At 67.2% G+C, this 21,934-nt stretch carries 24 protein-coding genes; 10 read left to right on the top strand and 14 right to left on the bottom strand.

All coding sequences use genetic code 11. The features are described 5' to 3' along the window. Nucleotides 1–150: 150 nt before the first annotated feature. Together ABZT02_RS27900 and ABZT02_RS27895 are read right to left on the bottom strand one after the other, a co-directional pair. A complete protein-coding gene (locus ABZT02_RS27900) occupies nt 151–1,995 on the bottom strand; it encodes a DEAD/DEAH box helicase (RefSeq protein WP_356021947.1) in 1,845 nt (614 codons plus the stop codon). Further along, the gene (locus ABZT02_RS27895; protein ID WP_356021945.1) at nt 1,995–3,404 is read right to left on the bottom strand and encodes a transcriptional regulator; all 1,410 of its coding nucleotides are present in this window, start codon (nt 3,402–3,404) and stop codon (nt 1,995–1,997) included. Before ABZT02_RS27895 ends, ABZT02_RS27900 begins: the two co-directional genes overlap by 1 nt. A 119-nt stretch (nt 3,405–3,523) precedes the next feature. Between ABZT02_RS27895 and ABZT02_RS27890 the strand changes: the two genes are divergently transcribed. After that, nucleotides 3,524–4,213, top strand: coding sequence for a hypothetical protein (locus ABZT02_RS27890; RefSeq protein ID WP_356021943.1), 690 nt, complete (start codon nt 3,524–3,526; stop codon nt 4,211–4,213). 237 nt (nt 4,214–4,450) lie between these two features. After that, nucleotides 4,451–5,818, top strand: a complete 1,368-nt coding sequence (gene dcm, locus ABZT02_RS27885; RefSeq protein ID WP_356021941.1) for a DNA (cytosine-5-)-methyltransferase — start codon at nt 4,451–4,453, stop codon at nt 5,816–5,818. Nucleotides 5,819–5,866: 48 nt separating this feature from the next. Here dcm and ABZT02_RS27880 read toward each other — a convergent pair whose 3' ends face one another. From ABZT02_RS27880 to ABZT02_RS27870, 3 genes are all read right to left on the bottom strand, one after another. Continuing rightward, the gene (locus ABZT02_RS27880) at nt 5,867–6,463 is read right to left on the bottom strand and encodes a hypothetical protein (protein WP_356021939.1); all 597 of its coding nucleotides are present in this window, start codon (nt 6,461–6,463) and stop codon (nt 5,867–5,869) included. Between the two features lie 100 nt (nt 6,464–6,563). Further along, entirely contained in the window at nt 6,564–7,982 is a 1,419-nt protein-coding gene (locus tag ABZT02_RS27875) for a PIN-like domain-containing protein (RefSeq protein WP_356021937.1), read from the bottom strand. A gap of 142 nt (nt 7,983–8,124) precedes the next feature. Beyond that, nucleotides 8,125–8,757 (bottom strand): ATP-binding protein, encoded by a 633-nt coding sequence (locus tag ABZT02_RS27870; RefSeq protein WP_356021935.1) that lies wholly within the window; start codon nt 8,755–8,757, stop codon nt 8,125–8,127. Between the two features lie 219 nt (nt 8,758–8,976). On the opposite strand from ABZT02_RS27870, the gene ABZT02_RS27865 reads away from it, so the two are divergent. Next, nucleotides 8,977–9,822, top strand: coding sequence for a helix-turn-helix transcriptional regulator (locus ABZT02_RS27865; protein WP_356021933.1), 846 nt, complete (start codon nt 8,977–8,979; stop codon nt 9,820–9,822). Beyond that, a complete protein-coding gene (locus ABZT02_RS27860) occupies nt 9,823–10,053 on the top strand; it encodes a DUF397 domain-containing protein (RefSeq protein ID WP_356021931.1) in 231 nt (76 codons plus the stop codon). On the opposite strand, the gene ABZT02_RS27855 is transcribed toward ABZT02_RS27860, so the two are convergent. After that, the gene (locus ABZT02_RS27855) at nt 10,025–10,678 is read right to left on the bottom strand and encodes a class I SAM-dependent methyltransferase (protein ID WP_356021929.1); all 654 of its coding nucleotides are present in this window, start codon (nt 10,676–10,678) and stop codon (nt 10,025–10,027) included. The genes ABZT02_RS27860 and ABZT02_RS27855 overlap by 29 nt on opposite strands. A gap of 89 nt (nt 10,679–10,767) precedes the next feature. Between ABZT02_RS27855 and ABZT02_RS27850 the strand changes: the two genes are divergently transcribed. Continuing rightward, entirely contained in the window at nt 10,768–11,757 is a 990-nt protein-coding gene (locus ABZT02_RS27850) for a BtrH N-terminal domain-containing protein (protein WP_356021927.1), read from the top strand. A gap of 22 nt (nt 11,758–11,779) precedes the next feature. On the opposite strand, the gene ABZT02_RS27845 is transcribed toward ABZT02_RS27850, so the two are convergent. Further along, entirely contained in the window at nt 11,780–12,388 is a 609-nt protein-coding gene (locus ABZT02_RS27845) for a dihydrofolate reductase family protein (RefSeq protein WP_356021925.1), read from the bottom strand. A gap of 178 nt (nt 12,389–12,566) precedes the next feature. On the opposite strand from ABZT02_RS27845, the gene ABZT02_RS27840 reads away from it, so the two are divergent. After that, nucleotides 12,567–12,866, top strand: coding sequence for a zinc-ribbon domain-containing protein (locus ABZT02_RS27840; RefSeq protein WP_356021923.1), 300 nt, complete (start codon nt 12,567–12,569; stop codon nt 12,864–12,866). A 4-nt stretch (nt 12,867–12,870) separates the two neighbouring features. On the opposite strand, the gene ABZT02_RS27835 is transcribed toward ABZT02_RS27840, so the two are convergent. Continuing rightward, on the bottom strand, nt 12,871–14,790 hold the full coding sequence (locus ABZT02_RS27835) for a sigma-70 family RNA polymerase sigma factor (protein WP_356021921.1): 1,920 nt from the start codon (nt 14,788–14,790) through the stop codon (nt 12,871–12,873). A 195-nt stretch (nt 14,791–14,985) separates the two neighbouring features. Between ABZT02_RS27835 and ABZT02_RS27830 the strand changes: the two genes are divergently transcribed. Next, entirely contained in the window at nt 14,986–15,402 is a 417-nt protein-coding gene (locus ABZT02_RS27830) for an SsgA family sporulation/cell division regulator (RefSeq protein WP_356021919.1), read from the top strand. A gap of 173 nt (nt 15,403–15,575) precedes the next feature. On the opposite strand, the gene ABZT02_RS27825 is transcribed toward ABZT02_RS27830, so the two are convergent. Genes ABZT02_RS27825 through ABZT02_RS27815 form a run of 3 tightly spaced genes read right to left on the bottom strand, consistent with a single transcriptional unit; the run spans nt 15,576 to nt 17,568 of the window. After that, nucleotides 15,576–16,118 (bottom strand): HAD domain-containing protein, encoded by a 543-nt coding sequence (locus ABZT02_RS27825; RefSeq protein WP_356021917.1) that lies wholly within the window; start codon nt 16,116–16,118, stop codon nt 15,576–15,578. Continuing rightward, nucleotides 16,115–16,690, bottom strand: a complete 576-nt coding sequence (locus ABZT02_RS27820) for a GNAT family N-acetyltransferase (protein ID WP_356021915.1) — start codon at nt 16,688–16,690, stop codon at nt 16,115–16,117. The genes ABZT02_RS27825 and ABZT02_RS27820 overlap by 4 nt, the downstream gene beginning before the upstream one ends. A 44-nt stretch (nt 16,691–16,734) precedes the next feature. Further along, nucleotides 16,735–17,568, bottom strand: coding sequence for an alpha/beta hydrolase (locus ABZT02_RS27815; protein WP_356021913.1), 834 nt, complete (start codon nt 17,566–17,568; stop codon nt 16,735–16,737). 223 nt (nt 17,569–17,791) lie between these two features. Between ABZT02_RS27815 and ABZT02_RS27810 the strand changes: the two genes are divergently transcribed. Continuing rightward, nucleotides 17,792–18,124: a hypothetical protein gene (locus ABZT02_RS27810; RefSeq protein WP_356021911.1), complete on the top strand. Its 333-nt coding sequence runs from the start codon at nt 17,792–17,794 to the stop codon at nt 18,122–18,124. A 78-nt stretch (nt 18,125–18,202) separates the two neighbouring features. On the opposite strand, the gene ABZT02_RS27805 is transcribed toward ABZT02_RS27810, so the two are convergent. Next, nucleotides 18,203–18,637: a DUF2267 domain-containing protein gene (locus tag ABZT02_RS27805; RefSeq protein ID WP_356021909.1), complete on the bottom strand. Its 435-nt coding sequence runs from the start codon at nt 18,635–18,637 to the stop codon at nt 18,203–18,205. A gap of 120 nt (nt 18,638–18,757) precedes the next feature. Then, a complete protein-coding gene (locus ABZT02_RS27800; protein WP_356021908.1) occupies nt 18,758–19,183 on the bottom strand; it encodes an Hsp20/alpha crystallin family protein in 426 nt (141 codons plus the stop codon). Between the two features lie 183 nt (nt 19,184–19,366). Between ABZT02_RS27800 and ABZT02_RS27795 the strand changes: the two genes are divergently transcribed. Next, nucleotides 19,367–19,669 (top strand): hypothetical protein, encoded by a 303-nt coding sequence (locus ABZT02_RS27795; RefSeq protein ID WP_356021906.1) that lies wholly within the window; start codon nt 19,367–19,369, stop codon nt 19,667–19,669. A gap of 4 nt (nt 19,670–19,673) precedes the next feature. Here ABZT02_RS27795 and ABZT02_RS27790 read toward each other — a convergent pair whose 3' ends face one another. Next, nucleotides 19,674–20,051: a VOC family protein gene (locus tag ABZT02_RS27790; RefSeq protein WP_356021904.1), complete on the bottom strand. Its 378-nt coding sequence runs from the start codon at nt 20,049–20,051 to the stop codon at nt 19,674–19,676. Nucleotides 20,052–20,194: 143 nt separating this feature from the next. Here ABZT02_RS27790 and ABZT02_RS27785 point away from each other — a divergent pair, with 143 nt between their 5' ends. Then, entirely contained in the window at nt 20,195–21,622 is a 1,428-nt protein-coding gene (locus ABZT02_RS27785; RefSeq protein WP_356022102.1) for an alginate lyase family protein, read from the top strand. The last annotated feature ends 312 nt before the right edge of the window (nt 21,623–21,934 follow it).

Genomic DNA, 21,934 nt, shown 5'->3' with positions numbered 1-21,934 from the left:
CCTGTCTCCCTGATCCATGTATATGCCGCGTCATACTGAGTCGGGGTAATGTCACTGAAGTCGCTATGCGTAGTGAACAGGGCCCGGACACGCGCAACACCGCTGGCTGGAAGCTTCTCCAGCCAGCGGACAGCCGCACGCAAGACAGGCTCAGGCGGCACGGGCACGGAGATGACCCATCAGAGCCTGGAGATCTCGGTGGTCTAGGCCACCGCCCTGGGGTGACTCTTCCTCAAGATCGGCCAGCTGCCGCACAGCCGGGTCATCAAGGATACTCCCCATAAAATGCAGCTTGTCGCTGAGCCGTTGATCAACGATTTCATCGATCGTGCCTTCTGAGGCAAGCACCGTAATTCGTGTCTCTGTCTCAGGTGCGAGGCCAAGCCGGTGAATGCGGTCCAGACTCTGCAGGAAGCGGCCAGCCGCGAAGTCGCGGTCTACGTAAACCGCGTCGTGGCAGTGATGGTGAAGGCTGATTCCCTCGCCCAGAGTCCCCGGGTTGGACAACAGAACCATGCAGTCCCGGTCGTACCGGAAGCGCTTGATCGCCTCCTCGCGATCAGCGTCGCCCAACCCGCCATAAACCAGAGCCGGGGAAAACTCGCTGAGCATGTGCTCCAGTGTATTGAGACTCCGCACGAAGGTAGACCAGACAAGTGTCTTCCGTCCGCGGGCCGCGTTCTTGCTCACAATGTCGAGAACCTCACGGTACTTGGGTGACATCTCGTAACTCGGAAGATCTCGCATCAAATCGAAGAGCGGCGTTCCCTCAGGCACGGAGAGAGGCGGTACTCGATACGACAGCGGCTCATACCGCGTGGTTCCGACAGCGAGCAGCGCAGGACTGGTCGCCGCCATCAGCATGTAAACAATGATCTTGCCAAGAGCGAGAAAATCATTCTCGGACCCTGCAGCACGAGCAGTGAACCGGCCAACAAGGGCCTCGTATACCTCTTGGTGAAGAGGTGGCATAGGAACGGTCCGCAAATTCGTGGACACCGGCGGCAGCCCGAGCTCGCCTTTGGTAGTACGAGTGAACAACGGGCGCAGAACCTGGCTCGCCTTGGCGAGGTCTCCCCCGGCAACAGCTTGAATAACCTTCTGACGACCATGGCCTGGCCACACGAACCCGAAGAGGTTCTCCAGATCCTTGACGCCGTTGGGAGCTGGCGTACCAGTAAGGATCAGCCGGTGCCTGCTGCGTGGCCCGAGCGCGAGGCACGCGGCACCATCCGTCCCGTCCGCTCCGCGCTTCATCCGGTGGGCTTCATCAAGCAGGAGCATGGACGGCCGCGCTGCCAACCATCGGCCGAGTTCGTTTACGACCCCGTCTTGGCGCAACCGCTCGTAGTTGACGATCAGTGCGTCAGCGGCCGGATCAGCGTCCTTGGAGAACACATCCATGCGCAAGGGATCGTTCAGGCACTGACGGTTCTCATATTTCCAGGACTCGTAGCAGGACTTCGGCCCGACCACCAGAAGCCGTTCGATGCCCTTGGTGCGTCGAAGCGCATGGAAAACAGCCATGCCTACGCGAGTCTTCCCAGCCCCAGGTACGGAGAAGTTCGCTCCGTGGCGCAGGGAAAGCAGTTTGGCGATGTCCCGACGCTGGAACCCGGTGAGATCCGCTACCCAGTCGGGACCGAGCAGGCCACGGACCTCATCGGCACCGACCTCACCGTCCGGACCGGCTGTCGGGTCAAGCCGTTTAGCGACGGTCTGCGCGTCTACTGCGGAGTCTGTGGCCAAAGCGGCCAACTGAGGATCCCAGGAGACGCTGCTGGGCTCAGGCCAAGTGGCAAGCGCCACCAGGTTCGTCAGAAGGTCGTCGATCTCGACCTCCAAAGTCCCGGGGGAGCGCTGCACACTACTCTGAAACCGAAGGGCAAGCCGCCGAAGCTCGCCCTCGTAGCCAGTGCCGGCCCGGAGTCGCGCCCGGGTCACACCTTCACCGAAGCCGATCTCCAGACTGGGCGCAGGAGACTGCTCCGCCATCAGTTCTCCCGCGTTGAGTCGAGAAGCCATTCCACGCCGTTGCCGGGGGAGCTGAAGGTACGCCCAGCCTGTTTCGCAAGCCGGGCGAGACTGGCCTTCAGAGTAAGGAGGGCGTCGTCAAAAGCGTCCTCGTCCAGCGCGCGCTTGGCCTTGGCTTCAGCGAACTCAGCGGCACACTGATTCACGTAGTCAGCCGCGTCCGTCAGGCGGTCGGGAACAGCCACCTGCCGCTTCTGCAGTTCTGCGTTCGCCCCGGCCAATTTCACAGCTGCGTCGAAGGTCTTGCGCGCCGACTTGATGAGTCCATCTGCCTTCGTCACGGTCGCTGCATCCAGCATGTCGCCGGCCTGGGCAGCCGCCTTCGCCTGGAGCAACGAGTCCGTAAGAGCACGGGTGGTCTTCACAGTTGCGGTGGCATCTGGAATCGCCACCCCAGTCAGGCCTGGAATCGACACGGCTGCGGATTCCTGGGCTGCGGGCCTCAGTTCATCAGGCAGTCGCTTGTCCAGGTAGCGGCTGTGGAAGTCAGCCTCTGCGAGACGCACCGTCGTCTTGGCGTAGTTCAGAACGACCATCGCCAGACGTGATTCCTTCAGCTGTTCGGCAGCGTCGCGGTCAGTCTTAGCAAGCTTGGTGTAGTCGCGGTGTAGTTCGCGGAGCTTTTCCTGATGGTCCTCGAAGTCAACGAGCCTGAGAACGGCGCCGTTCGTCGTCCGACTACGGTCGATGGCGTCATTGATCAACTGGTAGACCCAGCGGTCCTGTTGGAGAGTCGTCTTCTTGATGTTGAAGTCTCGGGCCACATCTTCTTCACGACGGCCGTCAGCAAGCTCGTCTTCAATCGCGATGAGACGGTTGATATACGAGTACTCACGCCGCTTATCACGTCGCAGTTGCAGAGCGAGCTCAACGCTGTTGATATCGCGACGTGACGTGTCCGCGGGGAGCACCCCCACCCGGATGTCCCTGATGCCGAGGTCCTTCAGCGCGGCACAGCGGGTGTTTCCGTCAACGAGAATGCCGTCCGGACTGATGATTCCGGGCTCCCGCTGCCCTACGTCGTCGAGCTCATCCTGAAGAGCCAAGTAGTCCGGGTCAGTCTGGTTCGGATTTGAGGGCCGACAACGCAGCAGGTCATGCAGATACGTTTGCCCAGCTTCACTCCACGGCTCTTCCTCCAGGACCCGGTTACGTTCCGGCTGCAGCGTGCGCTGTGCGCGGATGCGGTGTGTGTCGGGGTTGAAGTAGAGCACGTCGACTGGCATGGAGATCACATGCAGATGCTTCTGCTCGCCGCGCCACTCCACGGTGATCTTCGCACCGTCCTCGGCCATAGCCTGCTTCAGCCGCTCGTCCACCAGCGAGCGAATCTTCTCACCCTCGGGTGGCACGCCGAACTTCACAGCCATAACCAGAGCCTCCAAGGACCAGACGCAGTGTGTCCCAGCATCATGGCAGCACCAGCTGACAGCAGGCGTGCCCGTGACCCACAATCGATGTCTCGATCACGTGGAGAACGGAGCACAAGGTGACGCTGCCCGCCTGGAACGACCCTGACCTCAAGGCAGGGACCATGGTTCGCGGAGCGCTCTGGCTCGTCCAAGTGATCGGCGAAGGGAACACCTTCACCAAGGAGCAACTCCGCGAGGCCTTCCCGGGGATCTCACAAGTTGACCGGCGCATACGCGATCTCCGCGACTACGGCTGGGTCCTCTTCACGAACTCCGACGACGCAAGGCTGATGGCTGAGGACCAGCGCTTCGTCAAGGCAGGAGTCCCTGTCTGGGATCCCGCGGCCCGCCGCGCGGCTGCACCGCAGAAGGCCATCTCCAACAGGGAAAAGCAAGCAGTCATGGCCCGCGATCACTACATGTGCAGCATCTGCGGCATCTCGGGCGGCGAAGCCTACCTGGACGACTCGAACCAGACGGCCGTCCTTTCCGTCACCCGGCGCGAGACCGTGCTACCAGATGGCAGGGAACAGATCCTGCTCATCACGGAATGCAAGCGCTGCCGAGCAGGCAGTGACGACAGCCCCGCCCGAGCCGATGAAACGATGGCTGATATTCGCGCTCTCGACCCAGGCGAACAGAAGCGGCTGCTGCGTTGGATGGAGCGCGGGCGGCGGGGTTCCACGCCACTGGACCGGGCATGGAATGCCTATCGGCGACTCCCAGCTGATGCCCGCGACGAGGTACGGGCAGCGTTCGGAGGCTGATCACCCCGCAGCCGGGAAACGTACGGGGGCATGGGGTTCGAAGGGCACCAGCGAGCCACCGTAGACTTCACAGGCCCGTCCCTGGCACGCCGTCCCAATCAGGTGACGTCTCCGGAGACCGGCGACTAGGGTGCTGCTGCTGGATCTGTGTTCAAGCGGGAGCCTGTTGTGATAGTGAGCCGAGCGCAAGAACTCGGCACCGCGCTGGCTTAGTCGGCGCGCCTGAAAGGAGATCGAATGGCGGCGTCGGAGCTCGACAGGCAGCTCGAGGTCGTCGAGATCTGCGCAGGTGCAGGAGGACAGACCCTCGGCTTGGAGCGGGCGGGATTTCGCCACCGCGTCGCAGTAGAGCTCGACGAGAACGCCGCGATCACGCTGCGCCGCAATCTGCACGAAGTCCTCGGCTACAGCAAGGAGGAGGCAGCTGACGCCGTAGCTGTTGGAGACGTTGCCGACCCCAGCACATGGAAGCCCACGGAGCACAAGGAAATCGATCTGCTCGCTGGCGGTGTGCCGTGCCCGCCGTTCAGTATCGCGGGTAAGCAGCTGGGCGCCAACGATGAGCGCGATCTGTTTGCATGGGCGGTTGAACTCTGCGGCGAAATCCAGCCGAAGGCGCTCCTACTGGAAAATGTGCGGGGCCTCAGCGCCAATCGCTTTACTGCCTACCGGCAGCATGTCTTGGACCGGCTGCACGAGTACGGTTATATCGGCGACTGGAAGCTTCTCCACGCTAACGAATTTGGTGTCTCGCAGCTCCGGCCTCGTTTTGTATTGGTTGCACTGAAGCGGGAGTTCGCGGAGTACTTTGAGTGGCCGACACCCCACGAGGAAGGGCCGCCCAGCGTAGGGGAGCTTCTCGAAGACCTTATGGCGAGCAACGGTTGGGAGAAAGATCAAGTAGCCGAGTGGGTCAAGAAGGCCAACGACATCGCGCCGACAATCGTCGGTGGCTCCAAAAAGCACGGTGGTGCTGACCTGGGTCCCACGCGGGCCAAGCGGGCGTGGGCGGCCCTCGGCGTAGATGCCATGGGTGTCGCCAACTTCCCTCCCGAGAAGGGGTGGCGCGCTCCGGACGGTGTCCCAGGGCCCAAGCTCACCACCGCCATGGTTGCTCGAATCCAGGGCTGGCACGACATCGAACCGGCGACAGGAATTGGCTCAGCCTCACATGGCGAGTTCCGCTGGCGGTTCCACGGACGTAAGACCTCCGTGTACCGACAGATCGGCAACGCCTTCCCCCCGCCAGTTGCCAAGGCACTCGGGGTGGCCATCCGAAAGGCCATCCTCCAAGAGGGCGAGCGTAAAACCCTCGTAGAGAACACTGACCGAGTCTTGGACCCCGTGTACAAGCTGCTCCGCGGCCTTGATCGCCCGCTCACTGTCGACCAGATCATTGAGAAGCTCGCCAAGAAGGGCACCCTCCTGGAGCAACCGGATGTCGAGCGACGCCTGAACCATCTCTCTCACGACTTCGCGGTGGCGATGACGCCTCGTTCCAGCGGAGCCATCGCATACAGCCTGGGCGAGTTCAAGGCGTTCATCGGCCAGGACGATCACCAGCGGCATGATCTGTTCACCCTTCACCGGGCTAAAATCAGCTAGCCGCAGGGCGGTGTCACTAAACGAGGAAGCCGTCCCGCAGTTGAAGGGTTACTCGAAAAGCTTGGCCGTCAGCTTGTCCTTTTCAGCCTGCCCAAGAGCCTGCGATTTGTGGATGACTTTCGCTATGAGCTCCGGCACTTTCGTGTAGTCGATCTCCAGGTCTGCCAGGGTGTAGAACTGAGTGCCATCCTCCACAGACGTTGTGACGTTGAAGCCCAGCTCGCGGAGTTCCCTCGCACGGCGCTCTGAGTGAGTCTTGTCCCCTGTCACAATGCGGAGCCTGTCACTGTCCACTGGCTTCCCGAGAGCCTGCAGAAGGAGCATGAATAGGAGTTCATGCACACTGCTGCCGTAAGGGACCTTGAGAAAACGCTCTGGGATTCTGTCGGCGTAACGGTTCTTCATCTCCGCCTCGATGCGAGTCCGCAGCTCCGCGAACTCAGGGCACTCTGCGGGCAGTTGCGAGAGCAGCAACGCCTGCATGGACTGCGCAAGTTGACGCTTCGCGAAGAGGTAGGCATCAATGAGGTCGTCCGGCGTGGAGTCCTCACTCTCGAAGGCAGACCTCAGCTCTCGCACCGCATAGGCCGAACTCGGCTTGAGGCTCTTCCAAACCTGGTGCTGTTCATCGTTCGCTGCAGGCATGGCAATCCCTTCCTTGTCATGGGGGCGGGGGCGGCGACAAGCCCCCACGCCGATCCAGTCCGCCCGCAAACAGTCGCGGGACTCCATCCCGCAAGATCGGTCAGGTGGTGGGGCGTTGATTCTCAGCAGCTTGCTCGGAGGCCAGCGCGCTCAAAATGCCGCGATCGGCTGACGGCGAAGACCCCAGAAGATCGAGAAACCACGGCGCGATCCATGACGACTCCCGATGGATCCATTCCCCGGATGGCAACACCGTGCCAGGCTTCCAGTCTGGTGCTGGCATCTCGCCGCCACGTACGGCGGCAGCGATGTCTACCAGAGGCTCCCCCTCGGTTACTTCCCGTCGCTGCAACTGTGCCGTTACGCCAATGAGCCACCACTGGGCTAGGCGATCCTCTGGCGCCAGCGACTCCATCGTGCTGCGTAGAATCGGAGAGGTTAGCCCAGCAGACCGATAAGCAGTGATCGGCAAGCCGCCAGGTGGCGCAAGCTTCGCAGCCGTCCTTGCTAAGACCACGGTGCCGTCGTCTAGTGCAGGTGGGGTGAACGTCTCGGATACTCGCCGAATCTCTGCGTAAGTGTCTTCGGCAAGCTCGGCGTGCAGGTACTCACCGACGCCCGCGTAGAAGTCTGGCGGAGTCTCAAGTCGCAGCTCGGCGCCGGCCCGGCGCTGAATCTCGTCCAACAGTGCAGGCCAAGGGCGCTGCTTACCATTACTAGTGTCGTACCAGTCCTCCTTGACGTCGTTGGACACGAAGAGAACTCGGCGGTTTCCATCCGGGAGAAGCGCAGCTTGCTCGATCACTTCCTCCCATATCAGGAAGTCACCAGCTGCGTTCAGCGGAGTTGCCTTCCCGAAGTCTTTGAAGCCCGGTGGGATCTGGTTGGGAAACCGGAACGCCACAGCCTCATCCAGTCGTTGCTGGAGTAGCTGATCATCAGGCTGATGACCGACGCGATCACCGTAGAGGTCCGCCACCCTAGGCAGGATCGGATCAGCTGTATCGACGTTGACTGGGGTGAGGTCGTGCCCGTTCTTCAGCATGTCCAAATGGGCCTTGAACGCATCGTGGTACACGGCGAGATGGTCCCTGACAGCCGCCTCGCTCACCAACTGTTCCAGGGCCTCTATCTCACCCGGAACTCTCGCGTATTTCTCCAGCTGAGCCCGTACGGTGTTCTTGGCCGCGATGACCGCCTGGCACGCGGCCGTTAGCTTGGCGTTGACCGACTTCGAAGCGTCGCCGAGGACCCGCTTACGCGACTCCAGTACACTGCGCCGACCACGCACAAATTCAAGGCCCACTTGGTACGGCATCCACAGGCGCCCCGAGACCTGGCTCAAGGCTGCGAGAACTTCCTCTCGTGACTCTGCCGTGTACTCGTAGAGGCTGAGCAACACATTGGTGTCCAGAACGATCAGAGCGTCCTGGAAGAAGACGAGACGAGCGGTGTCCTGCGGAGATGGCACGGGCTGCAGCCAAGCGTGGAACCGCCTAAGCAGTGCCGGATCCTCCATGTTCGCTCCCCCTGAACTCGCTTGATCACAGTCTGAGATCATCCTGGCACAGGTGCGAAGCGAGAAGCAGATGAGATCGCGTAGAGAGGGATGCTCCCCAAGAGGAGCATTCCCTACGGCCCCGGGGAGCGGTGTGCGACGGCTAGGCTGCGGCCGCTTCGGCTTCGTAGTGCATCTGCGCTCGGTCGAGAACGTCGTCAGGATCATGGCCTCTAGCAGCGGTCCAGTGAAGCAGGTCAGCAATCAGCTCTACCGCTGACTCGTCCAGGCCCGCACTCGATCCTCTGCCAAAAGCAGCTCCCTGGCCTCGGGTCGCCTGATACGTCTCAAGCGCCTCCACAGCTCGCTCGATACGCCGACAGGCACGTCCCGGACTGATCGGAATCTCGCACCAAACAGCCTTGCCTGCTGCGGTAAGCACCGTTCCCCAGTCGAGTGCCAGCGCCGAGAGCAGATGCAGGCCGCGTCCACACTCCTCGTCACACTCCACCGACCTGACGGAGGGTGCCGCCTGACTCTTGTCATGGACTTCGAGTCGCAGCCGCTCCCCTCTCCACTCCAGAATCAGCGTTGCCGTTGCACCTTCACCGACATGTTTGACGACATTCGTCGCCAGCTCTGTGACAAGCAGCTCTGTCTCGTCTGTCGCTGCGGACACGCCCCAACGGCTCAGCTGCTTGGCGGCGGCTTGCCGAAGAAGGCGCACTTCCGACGGCACTGCCTCGAACGGCAGGACACAGCGGAGATGGGGCTCGGACCTCTCATAGCCAGGCATGGCCATTCCTCCCTCCCAAGCCACACAGATCCTGCACCTGTCGTGTTCGTACGACTGCACTGTGTAGCGGCCTGAAAGGGAGCATGGCACAGAGAAGTCTCACCATGTAACTTCTCACGAGAATCCATCGGGTGAATCTCATGGTGGGTCCGGCTCCTCCCTGCCTAGCCTGATGAGAATCTCCGGGCCTGACGACCCGGTACTTGGCGGAGGAGCCGCATGCCCGAACGCACCACAACCCGGCGTCGTCAACTGGGCGCGACAATGCGCAAGTTGCGTGCCCGCAAGGGCCTGACGCTTGAGGAGGCCGGAAAGCTCGTCGGCGTGTCGAAAGCGACCGTGAGCAGGTACGAAACCCAGGCCGGACCCGTCAAGTGGATCGTCATCGACGCGCTTTGCCGTGAGTACGGAGCAACTGAGGCCGAGCGTACGGCGGTTGTGAGACTAGCCAAGGATGCGAAGCAGCAAGGCTGGTGGAGCTCCTTCGCCGACTCCATCCCGGAGAGCATGAACCTGCTGCTCACCCTGGAAGACGAGGCGGTGCACGAGAGCCACTTCGCGTGCGTTTACGTCCCTGGTCTCCTCCAGACCCGCGCCTACAGCACCGCACTGCAGAAGGCCAACGAAGTACCGCTGGAACCAGCGGAGATCGAGCGGCTCGTCGACATCCGAATGCAGCGGCAGCAGATCCTCTCCCGGCCGAAGCCTCCCCGCCTATGGGCCATCCTCGACGAGTCCGTGATCCGCCGTCTTGTCGGGTCGCCGGCGACCATGAGGGAGCAGCTCGACCGGTTGCTCGAAGCCAACGAGTCGCCTCACATCACGCTCCAGGTTCTGCCCTTCTCCAAAGGAGCACACGCTGCTGCTCTGGGAAGCTTCGTCATCATCGGCGGCGCCGAGCCAGGCCTCGACGTCGTGTACGTCGACTTCCACAGCGGGTCCCTCTTCTTGGAGAAGGACGAAGAACTGGACCGATACAGACTTGCGTTCGAGTACCTTCGCGCACAAGCGTTGGACATGGAGGCCTCCTCCGCCATGATCCATCGCGCCCGCAGGGAGCTGTGAATGTCCGTCCGCCCTCAATCCGCCTCCGGGCTTGCCTGGTTCAAGTCGTCGTACAGCGGCGGAAACGCCACCGAGTGCGTCGAGACCGCCTTCATACCCGTCGGCGTTCTGGTACGCGATTCCAAGCAGCCCGAAGGCCCACTGGTCACGGTCTCGGCCGAGTCATGGCTCAAGTTTCTGGCTGCTTCGACGCAAGGGGTAATCATGCCGCCAACGGCTTGCGCGCCTTGATCTGGATCCCTGTCGCAGGATGCCCGTTCATGGTCGGCACCGTGATGTCCCGGCTGTCGGTGATCTCGAAGTCGGCGAGCAGGGTCGAGAGCCATTCGCGGGAGTGGTGGCGGCAGATCGCCCCGTCGCTCGTCTTGAACACTCCGTAGACGCCGTACACGTCGGCATCCCGCTCGTAGCGGAGACGGTTGCGTTCGTCGGGCTGGAGCAGGAGGTCGCTGAGGTAAAGGGTGCCGCCCGGTTTCAGGACGCGGTGCAGCTCGGCGATCAGGCGGTGTTGGGCTGTGGCATCGGGGATGCAGGTCAGAACGGCGAAGAGCAAGGCCGCGTCGAAGGATGCGTCGGGGTGGGGTGTTGCCGGTGGAGTGGAGAGGGTCGCGAAGGCCATGGTGGGGTGTTGGCGCCGGGCTCGGATGATCATCGCCGGGGACGTGTCCACGCCTGTGAGATTGCCGAAGCCGTACTGTGCGAGGTCAGCCATGACGCGGCCGTATCCGCACCCGTAGTCCAGGATCGCTGCGTGCCTGTCGAGGTCGGTGAGCCAGGGCAGGTGGAGTGGGTGGGTGAACGTCTTCGTCCCTGCGGCGGCGTTCCAGTAGGGGAGCTGGCTGTCCGGGTGGGGCACGGAGGGCCTCCCTGGGCGTAGTAGTCATGTCCCAGCACGCACAGAGGAATCATGGCCCGGCCGACCACCTCCGACCAGGAAGGCATGGCGTGACCACCGTAAGCGGCATCGACGCCCGCGGGATGCAGCACTGCGAGACCACGACCCTCGGCGTACTCCTGCGCCACCAAGGACTCGATCTCTCCGAACCCATGCTCTTCGGCCTGGGCCGGGGCCTGTCCTTCGTTTACTGGGACAGCAAGAGCATGGGGTTTCCCTTCCTCGGGGGGCGGGTCAAGCCGTTCGAGCTCACCAGGAATTTGGCCGACACGCTGGGGCTGGAGCTCGACGTGCGGGAGACCGCCTCGCCCCGCAAGGGCTGGGCGAACGTGGTGGAGGTCATTGATGCCGGGCGGCCCGTGGGGCTGCAGCTCGACAGTTATCACCTGGACTACTTCGGGTCGAAGGTGCACTTCGGTGGTCATGTCGTCGCGATGTACGGGTACGACGACCGGCTCGCCCACCTCGTCGACACCGAGCAGCAGGGTGGGGCGGTGACCACCGGTCTGGGCAGCCTTGCCGAGGCTCGGGCCGCGCGTGGGCCCATGACCGCCAGGCATCGGTCCTTCACCCTCACCGCTCCCCAGGACCTGCGCGCCGTTCACGACAGGATCGTTCCCGCCATCACCGGGTGCGCGGACGTCTTTCTCAATCCGCCCATCGCCAACCTGGGTCACCGTGGCATCGAGAAGAGCGGCAAGTTGGTGCCCACCTGGTTGCGGCGGAGCGACGATCCGCGGCGGGACCTGCCGCAGGCCGCCCTGCTGATGGAGAAGGCCGGTACGGGCGGCGCCCTGTTCCGCAACCTCTACCGGGACTTCCTCGCGGAGTGCGGCGAGTTCGTCGACAGTGATCACCTGCGCTCCGGACACCGGCTGTACGCCGAGGCGGCCGCCCTGTGGACGGAGGTCGCGGCGCTGATCACCGAGGCCGGTGAGTCGGGGGACGAGCAGTTCCTCGTACGGGCGGGCGCCGTCCTCGGTGAGTTGTCACGTATCGAACGTGAGGCCATGGAGTCGCTGCGCCGCCTGGAGTCCTGAATCGAGCCCTGGTCCGGGCAGGTCACTTCCCGAGGCGGTACTTCAGGTGGGTGGCCAGCGGTGTGTCCACGACTCTGATCTGCGCGAGGCGCCGCGCGCCCGCACCCTCGAACAGCCGCAGCCCGCCGCCCAGCAACGCCGGCACCACATGCAGCTGCAGCTCGTCGATGAGGCCCTCCCGCAGGTACTGCCGTACCGTCCTCGCCCCGCCCGCGATGTCCACGTTCCCGTCGCCTGCCGCCTCCCGGGCCTGGGCGAGTGCGCTGTGGATGCCCTCGGTGACGAAGGTGAAGGTCGTCCCGCCCTGCTTGACCAGGGTGGGGCGAGGTCGGTGGGTCAGGACGAAGACGGGGGTGCGGAAGGGTGGGTTCTCGCCCCAGAAGGACTCGCCCGTGTCGTACATCGTGCGGCCCATCACCACCGCCCCGGTCGCGTCGAACCACTCCCGCATCAGCTCGGAGTCGCGGTTCTCCTCGCCGCCGGTCATGCCCTGGCGTTCGCGCCAGCTCGCCAGGTTGTGGATCCACTCGAAGAGGGGTTCGGCGCCGTTGCCGCCGGGATTGTCGAGGGTGACGTCGGTGCCGGCGATGCAGCCGTCGAGGGAGATGGCCAGATCCGCGGTTACGGTCATGACGGGGTGCTCCTGGGGGCCTGGGTGTGCTTCCTTCACTCTCGCGTCGATCGGGAGCCCGCTCATTCGACACCGACCGCGCAGCGGAGCGCGGACGGCTGGGCACACATCACCGCTGGGTGCGGGCGCCCGGTGCGGGGATACTGCCTCTCAAGCACCGATCCCGGAAGGCGGCACCATGTTCATCCTCTTCGGCACCAAGGGGTACCTGTACCAGCTCGCGATACTCACCCTGGTGTGCGGGGCCTGCGGGAACCCGGCCGCGCACACCCTGCGCAAGCGCGTCACGAAGTTCACGCTGTTCTTCGTGCCGCTGTTCCCGATCTCCACCAAGTACGCGACGCAGTGCACCTTCTGCGGTGCGGAGAACAAGGTGAGCGCGGAGGACGCGGAGCGGTTGCAGGCGCAGGCCGCCGCCGGTGGGCAGGGCGGACAGGTGTACGGCGGCCAGGCCCCGCAGCAGCCGTACCAGCACTGAGCTCTCAGCTGATCCCGCGGGCCGCCCCGGCGTAGGAGCCGGTCTCCTCGGAGCGGGGCCGCGGGGGTGTGTCCGGGCGCCGGGACGGGACCTGGGCCGTGCCCGGGTCGAGCGGTTCGGAGCCGTGGTGTCCGCAGTCGTCGCCCGTGGTGGGAGGCGGTGGCGTGACAGGGGGTTCCGGGGTCTCAGGGGGTGCGGCCGGGGGGTCGGGTGCCGCCGGGGGGTCGGGTGCCGCCGGGGGCTCCGAGTACGTCGGCGGGGCCGGTGTCTCCTCAACAGGTGCGGGATCGGCGGGCGGGGGATCGGCGGGGGTGGGGGTCCCGGGCTCCGGTACGGGCGTGTCCTTCCCCGGTGCGCCGGGCTTCGGCTTCTCGGGCTTGGGCTCGGGCTGATGCTCCTTCGGCGGAGTCGGCGGCTTCGGCGCGGGCTCCGGCTCGGAGGGCGGTTCCGCGGGCGGTTCCGGCTCCTCGCCCCCCGGCGCAGGCTCCACAGGGCTCGGGCCCGGCTCCGGCACCTCCGGCGCAGGCTCCACCGGGCTCGGGCCCGGCTCCGGCACCTCCGGCGCAGGCTCCACAGGGCTCGGGCCCGGCTCCGGCACCTCCGGCGCAGGCTCCACAGGGCTCGGGCCCGGCTCCGGCACCTCCGGCGCAGGCTGCTCCCGTGGCTCCGGTGTCTCCGGGGTGCCCACGACATCCCCGCCGCCCGAGCCGTCCCCGCTGTCCGAGCCGTCCGACCCGCTCGAACCCCCCGGACTGGTGCCGGAAACAGTGGAGTCGGCAGAACCTCCAGACCCCCCGGCGTCCTGAACACGCAGCGCCGGCTGTCCACCCCCCGCACCAGCGCCCGCCCCGCCGCGAGCCCGACCCCGCTCAGCCTCGACGTCAACCGGCCGGGAACCTCCCGGCACGTCCCCCACCGCCCCCGCGGACGGCGCCGCCACCGGCCCCCGCGCCACCGGCGCCCTCCCCGGTGAAGTCACCGTCGCGGGAGACTGGTTCACGCCGAGCACCAGCACGACCGCGACCGCCGCCGCAACCGCCGTACCCGAGGCGACGGCGGCCTTGGTCTTCGGGCCCGCCGCACGGGCCGTACGGAGAAGACCCGGCGCGGTCACCGGAACGGATCCCGCGGACCCCGCGGACCCCGCCACGAGCGACGCCAAGAACTTCCCCGTGCCGCCGCCCCCCACCGCGAACACCAGCAGCGCGGGCCCCGCGAGCGCGGGCAGTCGGTTGTTGGCGCGGACCAGGACGGCGAGGCGCCCGCGGCACTCGTCGCAGGCGTCGACGTGGGCGAGGAGGCGTTCGGACTGGCGGGGGGTCGCGTTGCCGCGGACGTAGGCCGGCATGCGGACCCAGTGGACCTCGCACGCGGGATCGTCGGGGGCCGCGGTCTGCGAGCGCAGGAACGCCTGGCGCATGCCTTCGCGCGCGCGGTGCAGCAGTACGGCCGTCGCGCCCTGCTTGGCGCCGATCTGCCGGCCGACCGTCTCCAGCGGCTGGCCCTCGGCGTCGGCGAGCCACAGGGCCCGCACCCAGCGTTCGGGGAGTTCGCCGAGGACCCGCACCAACAGGTCGGTGGCGGAGACCTGTTCGGCCGGGTCGGCCACCTGCCCGGCGGACGCCTGCTCCGGGACCTGCGGATCCCGCGGGGTCTCGTGCGTGGCGCTCGCGACGGAGGACGCGAGGTGCCGGACGGTCGTCATCAGGTACGCCGGGACGTTGTCGATCTCGTGCCCCGCGGACAACCGCCGCCACACGCGGAAGTGCGCCTCGGCGACGAGGTCCTCGGCCGCCCAGGTGTTGCGGGTGAGCGAGCGGGCGTACGCGACGAGGCGCGGCTGCTCCTCCTCGTAGATCCGCACGTACGCGGCGGTCGTGGAAGGGGACGCCTGAGCGGGCACTCTGGCCGGTCGGTCTGTCATGCAGGAACGCTCCAGTTCCCGGCGGGCGGGGCGCGGAAGGGTTTGTCAGCGTAGATGACAAAACTTTCAATCATTCAGTTCCGGCCGTGATTCAGATCACAGGCGCGAACTCCGCCCCGGCGTAATCAGTGGGCACTTCCGCGGCTCGACAGGGCAAGCGACCCATATAGACACCAGAGACGGAGACCCCCGCTCATGCACCCCACCACCCTGAGACAGACCGTCCGCGCCCGCCTGATCACCGCCGACCACCCGGAACTCCTGGTGCGGCCCACGCTGCGCTACAGCTCCGCCGAGCCGTTCGCCGTGCACATCGACTTCCCCGCGCATGTCTCGGCCGACGGCGAGGGCGTGACGTGGATGTTCGGACGGGCACTGCTGGAGGAGGGGCTCGGGGCGCCCGCCGGGGAGGGGGACGTACGGATCCGGCCGTACGGATGGGCCCGGACCGTCATCGAGTTCCGCTCCCCGCTGGGCCTCGCCGTGATCCGCTTCGGCACGGCCACCCTCCGCCGCTTCCTGCTGCGCTCGTACGACGTCGTCGAGCCGGGCGCCGAGGACCTGGGCCCGGACCTCGACCACGGCCTCGCGTCACTGCTCGACGAGGTGTGAGGGGGCGCTCCGGCAGGGGCTCGCTTCCGCCCTGTGGAGGGCAGCGGTCGTTGTCGAATTGAGTGGCCCGTCGACGAATCCATGGAGCCGACCATGTGAAGACCTGTTACGAGTGGTCGGGATCGACTCCGGCCAAGGTCTCCTGCACCATCAGCTACGTCATGAACTCGCCGTCACAGGTCGCTGGCGAACTCCGCGACCGCGTCGAAATCGGGGGCGCGCAGGCCGACTCGGGGATCGACCCGACGCAGGAGAGCCCGGCCGTCATGGTGGTCGGCGACGAATTGCCGGTCCCTGTCGTCGAGTTCGTCGTCCAGCCAGACGAAGGGGCGCCCGGCGGCGTGGGTGACGAGGTGGCGGGTCTTCCAGAAGGTGCCGTTCGGGCCGGGGGTGAGGGTCGCGGGCCAGTCGACGACGGGGAGGACCGGGAGGCCCAGGACGGGGGCGATGCAGGTGTTCGCCTCGTGGCGCCACGTGGTCGCCCAGACGAGGTCGAAGCGGTCCGCCAGGGCCAGCAGTGCGCGCCCGTGATCGGGGTTGAGCCAGACCCGCAGGGGCCTGACGGCGGACCGGGGCAGGCCGGGGTGCTGGGCGATCCACCCCTCGGGCTTCATACGGTGGGTGGTGTAACCCTCGGGGCGGCGATGCGGCTTGGCGGCGTACGGGTTGAGCGGGCCGTCGACGTCGAGGTAGAGGAGCGGGCGGCCGGTGCTCATGGCTGCTCGCGTCGGCGTCGTTCCCAGTCCGCCCGGGTGAGTTCGTACTCCACCTCTCCCTGCTCGGAGCCCTCGACCGGCTCCGGCCAGTCACCGTGGAAGGTGCGGAGGAAGGTCAGGCCGGACTTCTCCATCACGCGGCGCGAGCGCTGGTTGACGGTCATGGTGGTGGCGGTGACGCGTTCGACGCCGAGGTCGGTGAAGCCCTTGTCGACGAGGGCGCGGGAGCCCTCCGTGGCGTAACCCCGGCCCCAGGCGGCCCGGTTCAGGCGGTAGCCCAGTTCGACGACGGCCGGGCCGTCGTCGTCGAGGGGGCGGAACTCGAACCAGCCGAGGAAGGTGCCGGTGGGCCTCTCCTCGGCCGCCCAGTAGCCGCGGGTGCCGAGGCCCGGGTGGTCGTGGAGGAGGCGGGGCAGGGTGCGGGTGCGGATGGTCTCGGGGGGTGTCGGCACCCCGCCGGTGAGGAAGCGCATGACCTCGGGGTCGCCGTCCAGGGCCACGAGATGCCCGGCGTCGGCCTCGGTGAACGCCCGCAACCCCAGCCGTCCGGTCTCCAGGAAGACGTATGTCACCGGCCCCTCCTCATCACGCTCGTCGGCTCATCGCGCTCGTCGGGTCATCGGCTCGTCGGCTCATCACGCGTCGGCTCGTCGGCCAGGAACTGCTCGATCTCCGTGTGGAGCAGCTCCGGCCGGTCCAGGTGTACGTCGTGCCCGGCGCCCGGGACGACGGCCGTACGGGTGTCCGGGCGCCTGGCCGACATCTCGGCCGCCTCGTCGGCGCGCATGGTGCCGGACGCGCCGCGCACGAGGAGGGTGGGGCAGCGTACCCGCGACCAGTGAGACCAGTAGCCGTCCGCGGCGGCCAGTTCCGTCATCGTCCTGACCAGGGTGTCACGGTCGAAGCGTGGACGAAGGCCGTCCGGCCGCTTCTCCAGCCCCCGCGCCCATGCCTCGTGTCCGAGGAAGGCCCGTGCCTCCTCCAGGGACGCGAAGGGGACCGGCCAGCTGTCCAGCCAGCCCGCGATCTCGCGGGGCAGCTCCGGGTTCGGGCGGGCCGGGCCCGCCTCGACCAGGACGAGCGATCGCACCAGTTCGGGGTGGTCCGCCGCGAGCAGCAGGGCCGTATGGCCGCCCAGGGACTGGCCGACGAGGATCGCGGGGGCGAGATCGAGTTCCCGCAGCAGGGTCACGGCGTCCTCGACATGGGCGGCACGGGTCACCGACGCCGGGCGACGGGTGCTCTCACCGTGACCGCGGGCGTCGAACGCCACCACGCGGTGTCCGGCCGACTGCAACCGCCCCGCCAGGTCGTCCCATTCGCCCAGGTGGCCCGCGAGGCCGTGCAGGAGCAGCACGGACGGGCGAGGTTCCGGGCCGGTGGCGGAGACGGAGCCGGGACGGTCGCGGTAGGCGACGCGGGTGCCGTCGCCGGTGGTGAGGCGCTTCACCTTCCCTGCCCCCTCGCTTCGGTTGCGTACGTGAGGGAAGACTCGCCCGCCCGCGCCGTCGGCGCCAGCCGTTTTCCGCGCCCGGTCCAGGACGGCCTCTGGGGCGGCCTCTGAAGTGGCCTCTGTGACAGCCCTGTTGCCGGAACTGTGGGCTCCGCCACAGCAGTTCGCCTTCCGTACTGCTGAACTCGGCGGACCGGGAACGAGCGGTCAGGGGGCCGGGATGTCGTCGCTGATTCGGCCGCTGCGGGTGTTCGCCACGCTGGCGGGGCTCGTGGCGCTCGCCGTGTACACATGGGGGCTGCTGCATCTCATCGGCGCGGTCCTGGAGGCGGAGGACGGCGGCGCGAACTCCGCGCCGCTGCCCCCATGCCGTGGGAACCAGCAGGTCATCCAGGTCATCGACTACTCGGTGAGTTTCCTCCCGCTCTCCTTCGACTGCGAGATGACGGGCGGCGGCAGCTATCGGCCGGGAGGATCCCCGGGTACGTCAATCCCGTCGCCGTGGGCTCCGCCCTCGCCGCAGTCGGCTGTGCCGTCGCCTCCGCGTATGTGACGGAGCTGCGGCTGCGCGCCGGGGCACGCGAGGGCGAGGCCCCCTAGGTACGGCGGGTACTACGGGTACTGCGGGCGGTCAGCCCGCGGGGACCAGTTCCGCCTTGCCGAACAACAGGGCGTAACCGGACGGCAGTTGGGCCAGAACTCGGTCCACGAGCTCGTCGCCCACCAGCTCCGGCAGCACGCTCAGGACCGAGCTGACGTGCCAGCGGGCCGTCGCCGGGGTCGCGCCCTCGATACGGCCGGCCACCGCGTCCACGAACTCCGGTGCCGTCAGGGGCCTGGTGAGCGGAATCCGGGAGGCGACAAGCCTGGCGGCCTCCTCGGGCAGGGCCCGGGCGAGGTCGACACGTTCGTCGCCCGTGACGTGGCCGCCGAGCGCGGGCAGGACGACGCGGACGACCTGTTCCGCCTCCGCCGTGGTCGCGTACTGTCCGGCATCCCGCACGGCGTCGACGAGGTCGCTCCACCGTGTCGTGCCGGTCGCTCGTTCCGCGCTGAGTGCGCTCATGTACGGGTTCTCCTGGGTCGTTCATTGCGCCCCACGGGCGGACGTGCCGGCTCGCGGGGCGCGACTGAGTTGTACGTTCCTGAGCCTTGTGTGCGTTGTGCGTTCTTGGGACCGGCGGGGTCAGCGGCTGATCTGCCTGCGGCCGCTGTCGCCGCCGGTGATCTGGATGCGGCGCGGCTTGGCCTGCTCGGCCACGGGGATGCGCAGGGTGAGGACACCGGCGTCGTACGAGGCGTCGATGCGTTCCGTGTCGAGGGTGTCGCCGAGGAAGAGCTGACGGGTGAAGGAGCCCGTGGGGCGCTCGGCGACGATCATCTCCGCGCCCTCGGGGGCGGGGACGCGGCGCTCGGCGCGGATGTTCAGGACGTTGCGTTCGACGTCCAGGTCGATCGTCTCGGGGTCGACACCGGGGAGGTCGAAGTGGACGACGAAGTCGTCCCCCGACCGGTACGCGTCCATCGCCATCGCGGCGGGACGAGCGGTGGAACCGAGAACCTGCTGCGCGAGCCGGTCGAACTCACGGAAGGGGTCGGTACGCATGAGCATCACAGTCCATCTCCTTTCCACAGACTCTGCGGTGCGATGCCCTACGCCTTCTTATATAGCTCGAAGCCAGGAAACTTGACAAGCCCCGACTCAGGTTCGGTTGTCGGCACCGGCGCGGAGTTAGCCTCGGACCGTCGGCGGGGTCGATCCCGACCGCGCCGATCATGACGTCAGGAGGCAGACATGGCGAAGGTTCCCAGCGCGCTGGTCGCGGCGGGCGGGCTCGTCGGCGGGTACGGCGTGGCCCGCTGGACGAAGAAGCGGCAGCTGGGCGGGGCGGTGCTGGCCGTCGCCGGGGCCGCGGCGGCCCAGCAGTGGCGGGAGCTGGCCGGTGGGAAGGCCGCCGGGGCACTGTCGGCCGCGTACGTGGCCGCCTTCGCCGGATCCCACCCGCTGGCCAAGAAGGTGGGCGCGTGGCCCGCGGTGTTCGGCGTGGCGGGCGCGGTGGCCCTGGCGTCCTGGGCGGTGGCGGACCGCAACGCCTGAGCGGTCACCGAGCTCCCCCTGCCCCGGCCCGGTGGGTCAGTACGTTCACCACCCGGCCGTTCGGATCCCGTACGAAGAAGCGCCGTACGCCCCACTCCTCGTCCCGCAGCTCCCGTACGACCTCCGCGCCCGACGCCACGACCTGCGCGTACACGGCGTCGACGTCCTCGACCTCCACGCTCAGGTCGGGGACGACGGGCGCGGTGCGCTCCTCGGTGAGGAAGCTGATCTGGGCAGTCGGGTTGGCGGGCGACGCCAGCGTCACGACCCACCCCATGTCCATGACCTCCTCGAAGCCGAGCAGGCCGTAGAAGTCACGGTTGGCGGTCAGGGCCTCCCCCGACTCGACGTGGATGTCGGGCATGATCCTGCGGATGCTCATGGGCAGGGCTCCTCTGCTGTCATCGCTGCTGTCATCGGTGCCTTTTCTGTTATCGCCGCCTCCACCCTCGCGTCTCCTGAGCGTCCCCAGCCACCGGCACGCGAGGAATGACGTTCGTGACTTCTCAGATCAGCCGCCGCAGCATGCTCAAGGCGACGGGAGCCGCGGGTGTCGCGGTGACCGCCGCGACGGCCCTGCCGGCCACCGCCGTCGCCGCCGACTCCGCCTTCGCGCACCCGGGCCTGCTGCACACCGGGGCCGACCTCGCCCGGATGGCCGCCAAGGTGAAGGCGGGCGCCGCGCCCTACACGGCCGGTTTCGCCAAGCTGACCGCCAACCGCCATGCGCAGAGCGGCTGGACGCCCAAACCGCAGGCGACGGTGTACCGGGGTGCGGGCAGTCCGCAGAACTACGCGACCCTCTACAACGACATCCACGCCGCCTACCAGAACGCCCTCCGGTACCACGTCAGCGGTGACAGCGCGCACGCCGACACAGCCGTGGCGATCCTCAACGCCTGGTCGGGGAAGCTGACTTCCGTCGAGGGCACCGCGGACCGTTTCCTCGCCGCGGGACTCTACGGCTACCAGTTCGCCAACGCCGCCGAACTCGTCCGCGACCACCCCGACTTCGACCTCTCCCGCTTCCAGGACATGCTCACCAAGGTCTTCGCCCCGCTCAGCGACGACTTCCTGGTCCGGCACAACGGTGCCGTCGTCACCAACTACTGGACCAACTGGGACCTGTGCGCCATGGCGTGCGTCCTGGCCACCGGCATCTTCTGCGACGACAAGGCCCAAGTCGCCCGCGCGGTCGACTACTTCAAGCACGGCGACGGCCTCGGCGCGATCAGGCACGCCATCCCCGTCGTGTCCGGCGACGGCCTCGCCGAATGGCTGGAGGCCGGCCGTGACCAGGGGCACGCGCTCCTCGGCGTCGGGCTGATGGGCACGTTCTGCGAGATGGCGTGGAACCAGGGGTACGACCTGTACGGCTACGACGACAGCCGGTTCCTCAAGGGGGCCCAGTACGTGGCGAAGTGGAGCATGGGAGGGGAGGTCTCCTACACCGCGAACACCCGCGCGAAGGGTGCGATCGGGGGCTGGTCCGGGAGGGAGACGGCGTCCGCGGCGGCCGGCGTCGACCCCGTGATGACCCGCCCCGTCTGGGCGATGATCGCCAACCACTACACGAAACGCCGGGGGCTCCCGGCGTCGTACGTCACCCGGATCGCGGCCAAGTCCTCGCCGGAGGGGGGCGGTGGGGACTACGGCCCCAACAGCGGGGGCTACGACCAACTGGGCTTCGGCACACTGGCGTTCACGCGGGACCGGGTGGCGGACACGGGGGCCTCTCCTGTCCCGGCGGCGGGTGCGAGCGCTCCCTCGGACTCCGGTGCGCGACCCCGGACCGGGGGTACGGCGTCCCCCGCCACCGGCGCCCAGGACCTCGCGGCCACCGGTTCCGACGACATCATCGGCTGGTCCGCGGCCGCGGGGATCACGGCGGTGGCGGGCGGCCTGCTTCTGCTGCGGCGCCGGGATCGGGGGCGGCGTGGGGGTGCCGAGTAGGGGGTGCCTCGCTGGGGTCGGGCGGGTGCGGACCCGATGTGGCCGGTCGCGCAGTTCCCCGCGCCCCCGGGGAGCTGCAGCCACCTGCGCCAAGCGGACCGCGCGCCACGACAGTCGGACCAGGCCGCATCAGGAGCTGCCGGGGCGGGACACCGGGCGGGTGCGGACCCGATGGGGCTGGCCGCGCAGTTCCCCGCGCCCCTGGGGAGTTCCAGTCACCTGCGCCAAGCGGACCGCGCGCCACGACAGTCGGACCAGGCCGCATCAGGAGCTGCCGGGGCGGGACACCGGGCGGGTGCGGACCCGATGGGG

It is taken from the genome of Streptomyces sp. NPDC005402 (assembly GCF_040606575.1).
GTDB lineage: Bacteria > Actinomycetota > Actinomycetes > Streptomycetales > Streptomycetaceae > Streptomyces.
The sequence above is the reverse complement of the archived record's forward strand: the minus strand, read 5'-3'. Positions and strand labels throughout refer to the sequence as shown.

What these genes read in the sequence shown, in the direction of transcription:
- ABZT02_RS27900 (WP_356021947.1), bottom strand. Translation starts at nt 1,995, where the DNA reads ATGGCGGAGCAGTCTCCTGCGCCCAGTCTGGAGATCGGCTTCGGTGAA.
- ABZT02_RS27895 (WP_356021945.1), bottom strand. Translation starts at nt 3,404, where the DNA reads ATGGCTGTGAAGTTCGGCGTGCCACCCGAGGGTGAGAAGATTCGCTCG.
- dcm (WP_356021941.1), top strand. Translation starts at nt 4,451, where the DNA reads ATGGCGGCGTCGGAGCTCGACAGGCAGCTCGAGGTCGTCGAGATCTGC.
- ABZT02_RS27880 (WP_356021939.1), bottom strand. Translation starts at nt 6,463, where the DNA reads ATGCCTGCAGCGAACGATGAACAGCACCAGGTTTGGAAGAGCCTCAAG.
- ABZT02_RS27875 (WP_356021937.1), bottom strand. Translation starts at nt 7,982, where the DNA reads ATGGAGGATCCGGCACTGCTTAGGCGGTTCCACGCTTGGCTGCAGCCC.
- ABZT02_RS27870 (WP_356021935.1), bottom strand. Translation starts at nt 8,757, where the DNA reads ATGCCTGGCTATGAGAGGTCCGAGCCCCATCTCCGCTGTGTCCTGCCG.
- ABZT02_RS27865 (WP_356021933.1), top strand. Translation starts at nt 8,977, where the DNA reads ATGCCCGAACGCACCACAACCCGGCGTCGTCAACTGGGCGCGACAATG.
- ABZT02_RS27860 (WP_356021931.1), top strand. Translation starts at nt 9,823, where the DNA reads ATGTCCGTCCGCCCTCAATCCGCCTCCGGGCTTGCCTGGTTCAAGTCG.
- ABZT02_RS27845 (WP_356021925.1), bottom strand. Translation starts at nt 12,388, where the DNA reads ATGACCGTAACCGCGGATCTGGCCATCTCCCTCGACGGCTGCATCGCC.
- ABZT02_RS27840 (WP_356021923.1), top strand. Translation starts at nt 12,567, where the DNA reads ATGTTCATCCTCTTCGGCACCAAGGGGTACCTGTACCAGCTCGCGATA.
- ABZT02_RS27835 (WP_356021921.1), bottom strand. Translation starts at nt 14,790, where the DNA reads ATGACAGACCGACCGGCCAGAGTGCCCGCTCAGGCGTCCCCTTCCACG.
- ABZT02_RS27830 (WP_356021919.1), top strand. Translation starts at nt 14,986, where the DNA reads ATGCACCCCACCACCCTGAGACAGACCGTCCGCGCCCGCCTGATCACC.
- ABZT02_RS27825 (WP_356021917.1), bottom strand. Translation starts at nt 16,118, where the DNA reads ATGAGCACCGGCCGCCCGCTCCTCTACCTCGACGTCGACGGCCCGCTC.
- ABZT02_RS27810 (WP_356021911.1), top strand. Translation starts at nt 17,792, where the DNA reads ATGTCGTCGCTGATTCGGCCGCTGCGGGTGTTCGCCACGCTGGCGGGG.
- ABZT02_RS27805 (WP_356021909.1), bottom strand. Translation starts at nt 18,637, where the DNA reads ATGAGCGCACTCAGCGCGGAACGAGCGACCGGCACGACACGGTGGAGC.
- ABZT02_RS27800 (WP_356021908.1), bottom strand. Translation starts at nt 19,183, where the DNA reads ATGCTCATGCGTACCGACCCCTTCCGTGAGTTCGACCGGCTCGCGCAG.
- ABZT02_RS27795 (WP_356021906.1), top strand. Translation starts at nt 19,367, where the DNA reads ATGGCGAAGGTTCCCAGCGCGCTGGTCGCGGCGGGCGGGCTCGTCGGC.
- ABZT02_RS27790 (WP_356021904.1), bottom strand. Translation starts at nt 20,051, where the DNA reads ATGAGCATCCGCAGGATCATGCCCGACATCCACGTCGAGTCGGGGGAG.
- ABZT02_RS27785 (WP_356022102.1), top strand. Translation starts at nt 20,195, where the DNA reads ATGCTCAAGGCGACGGGAGCCGCGGGTGTCGCGGTGACCGCCGCGACG.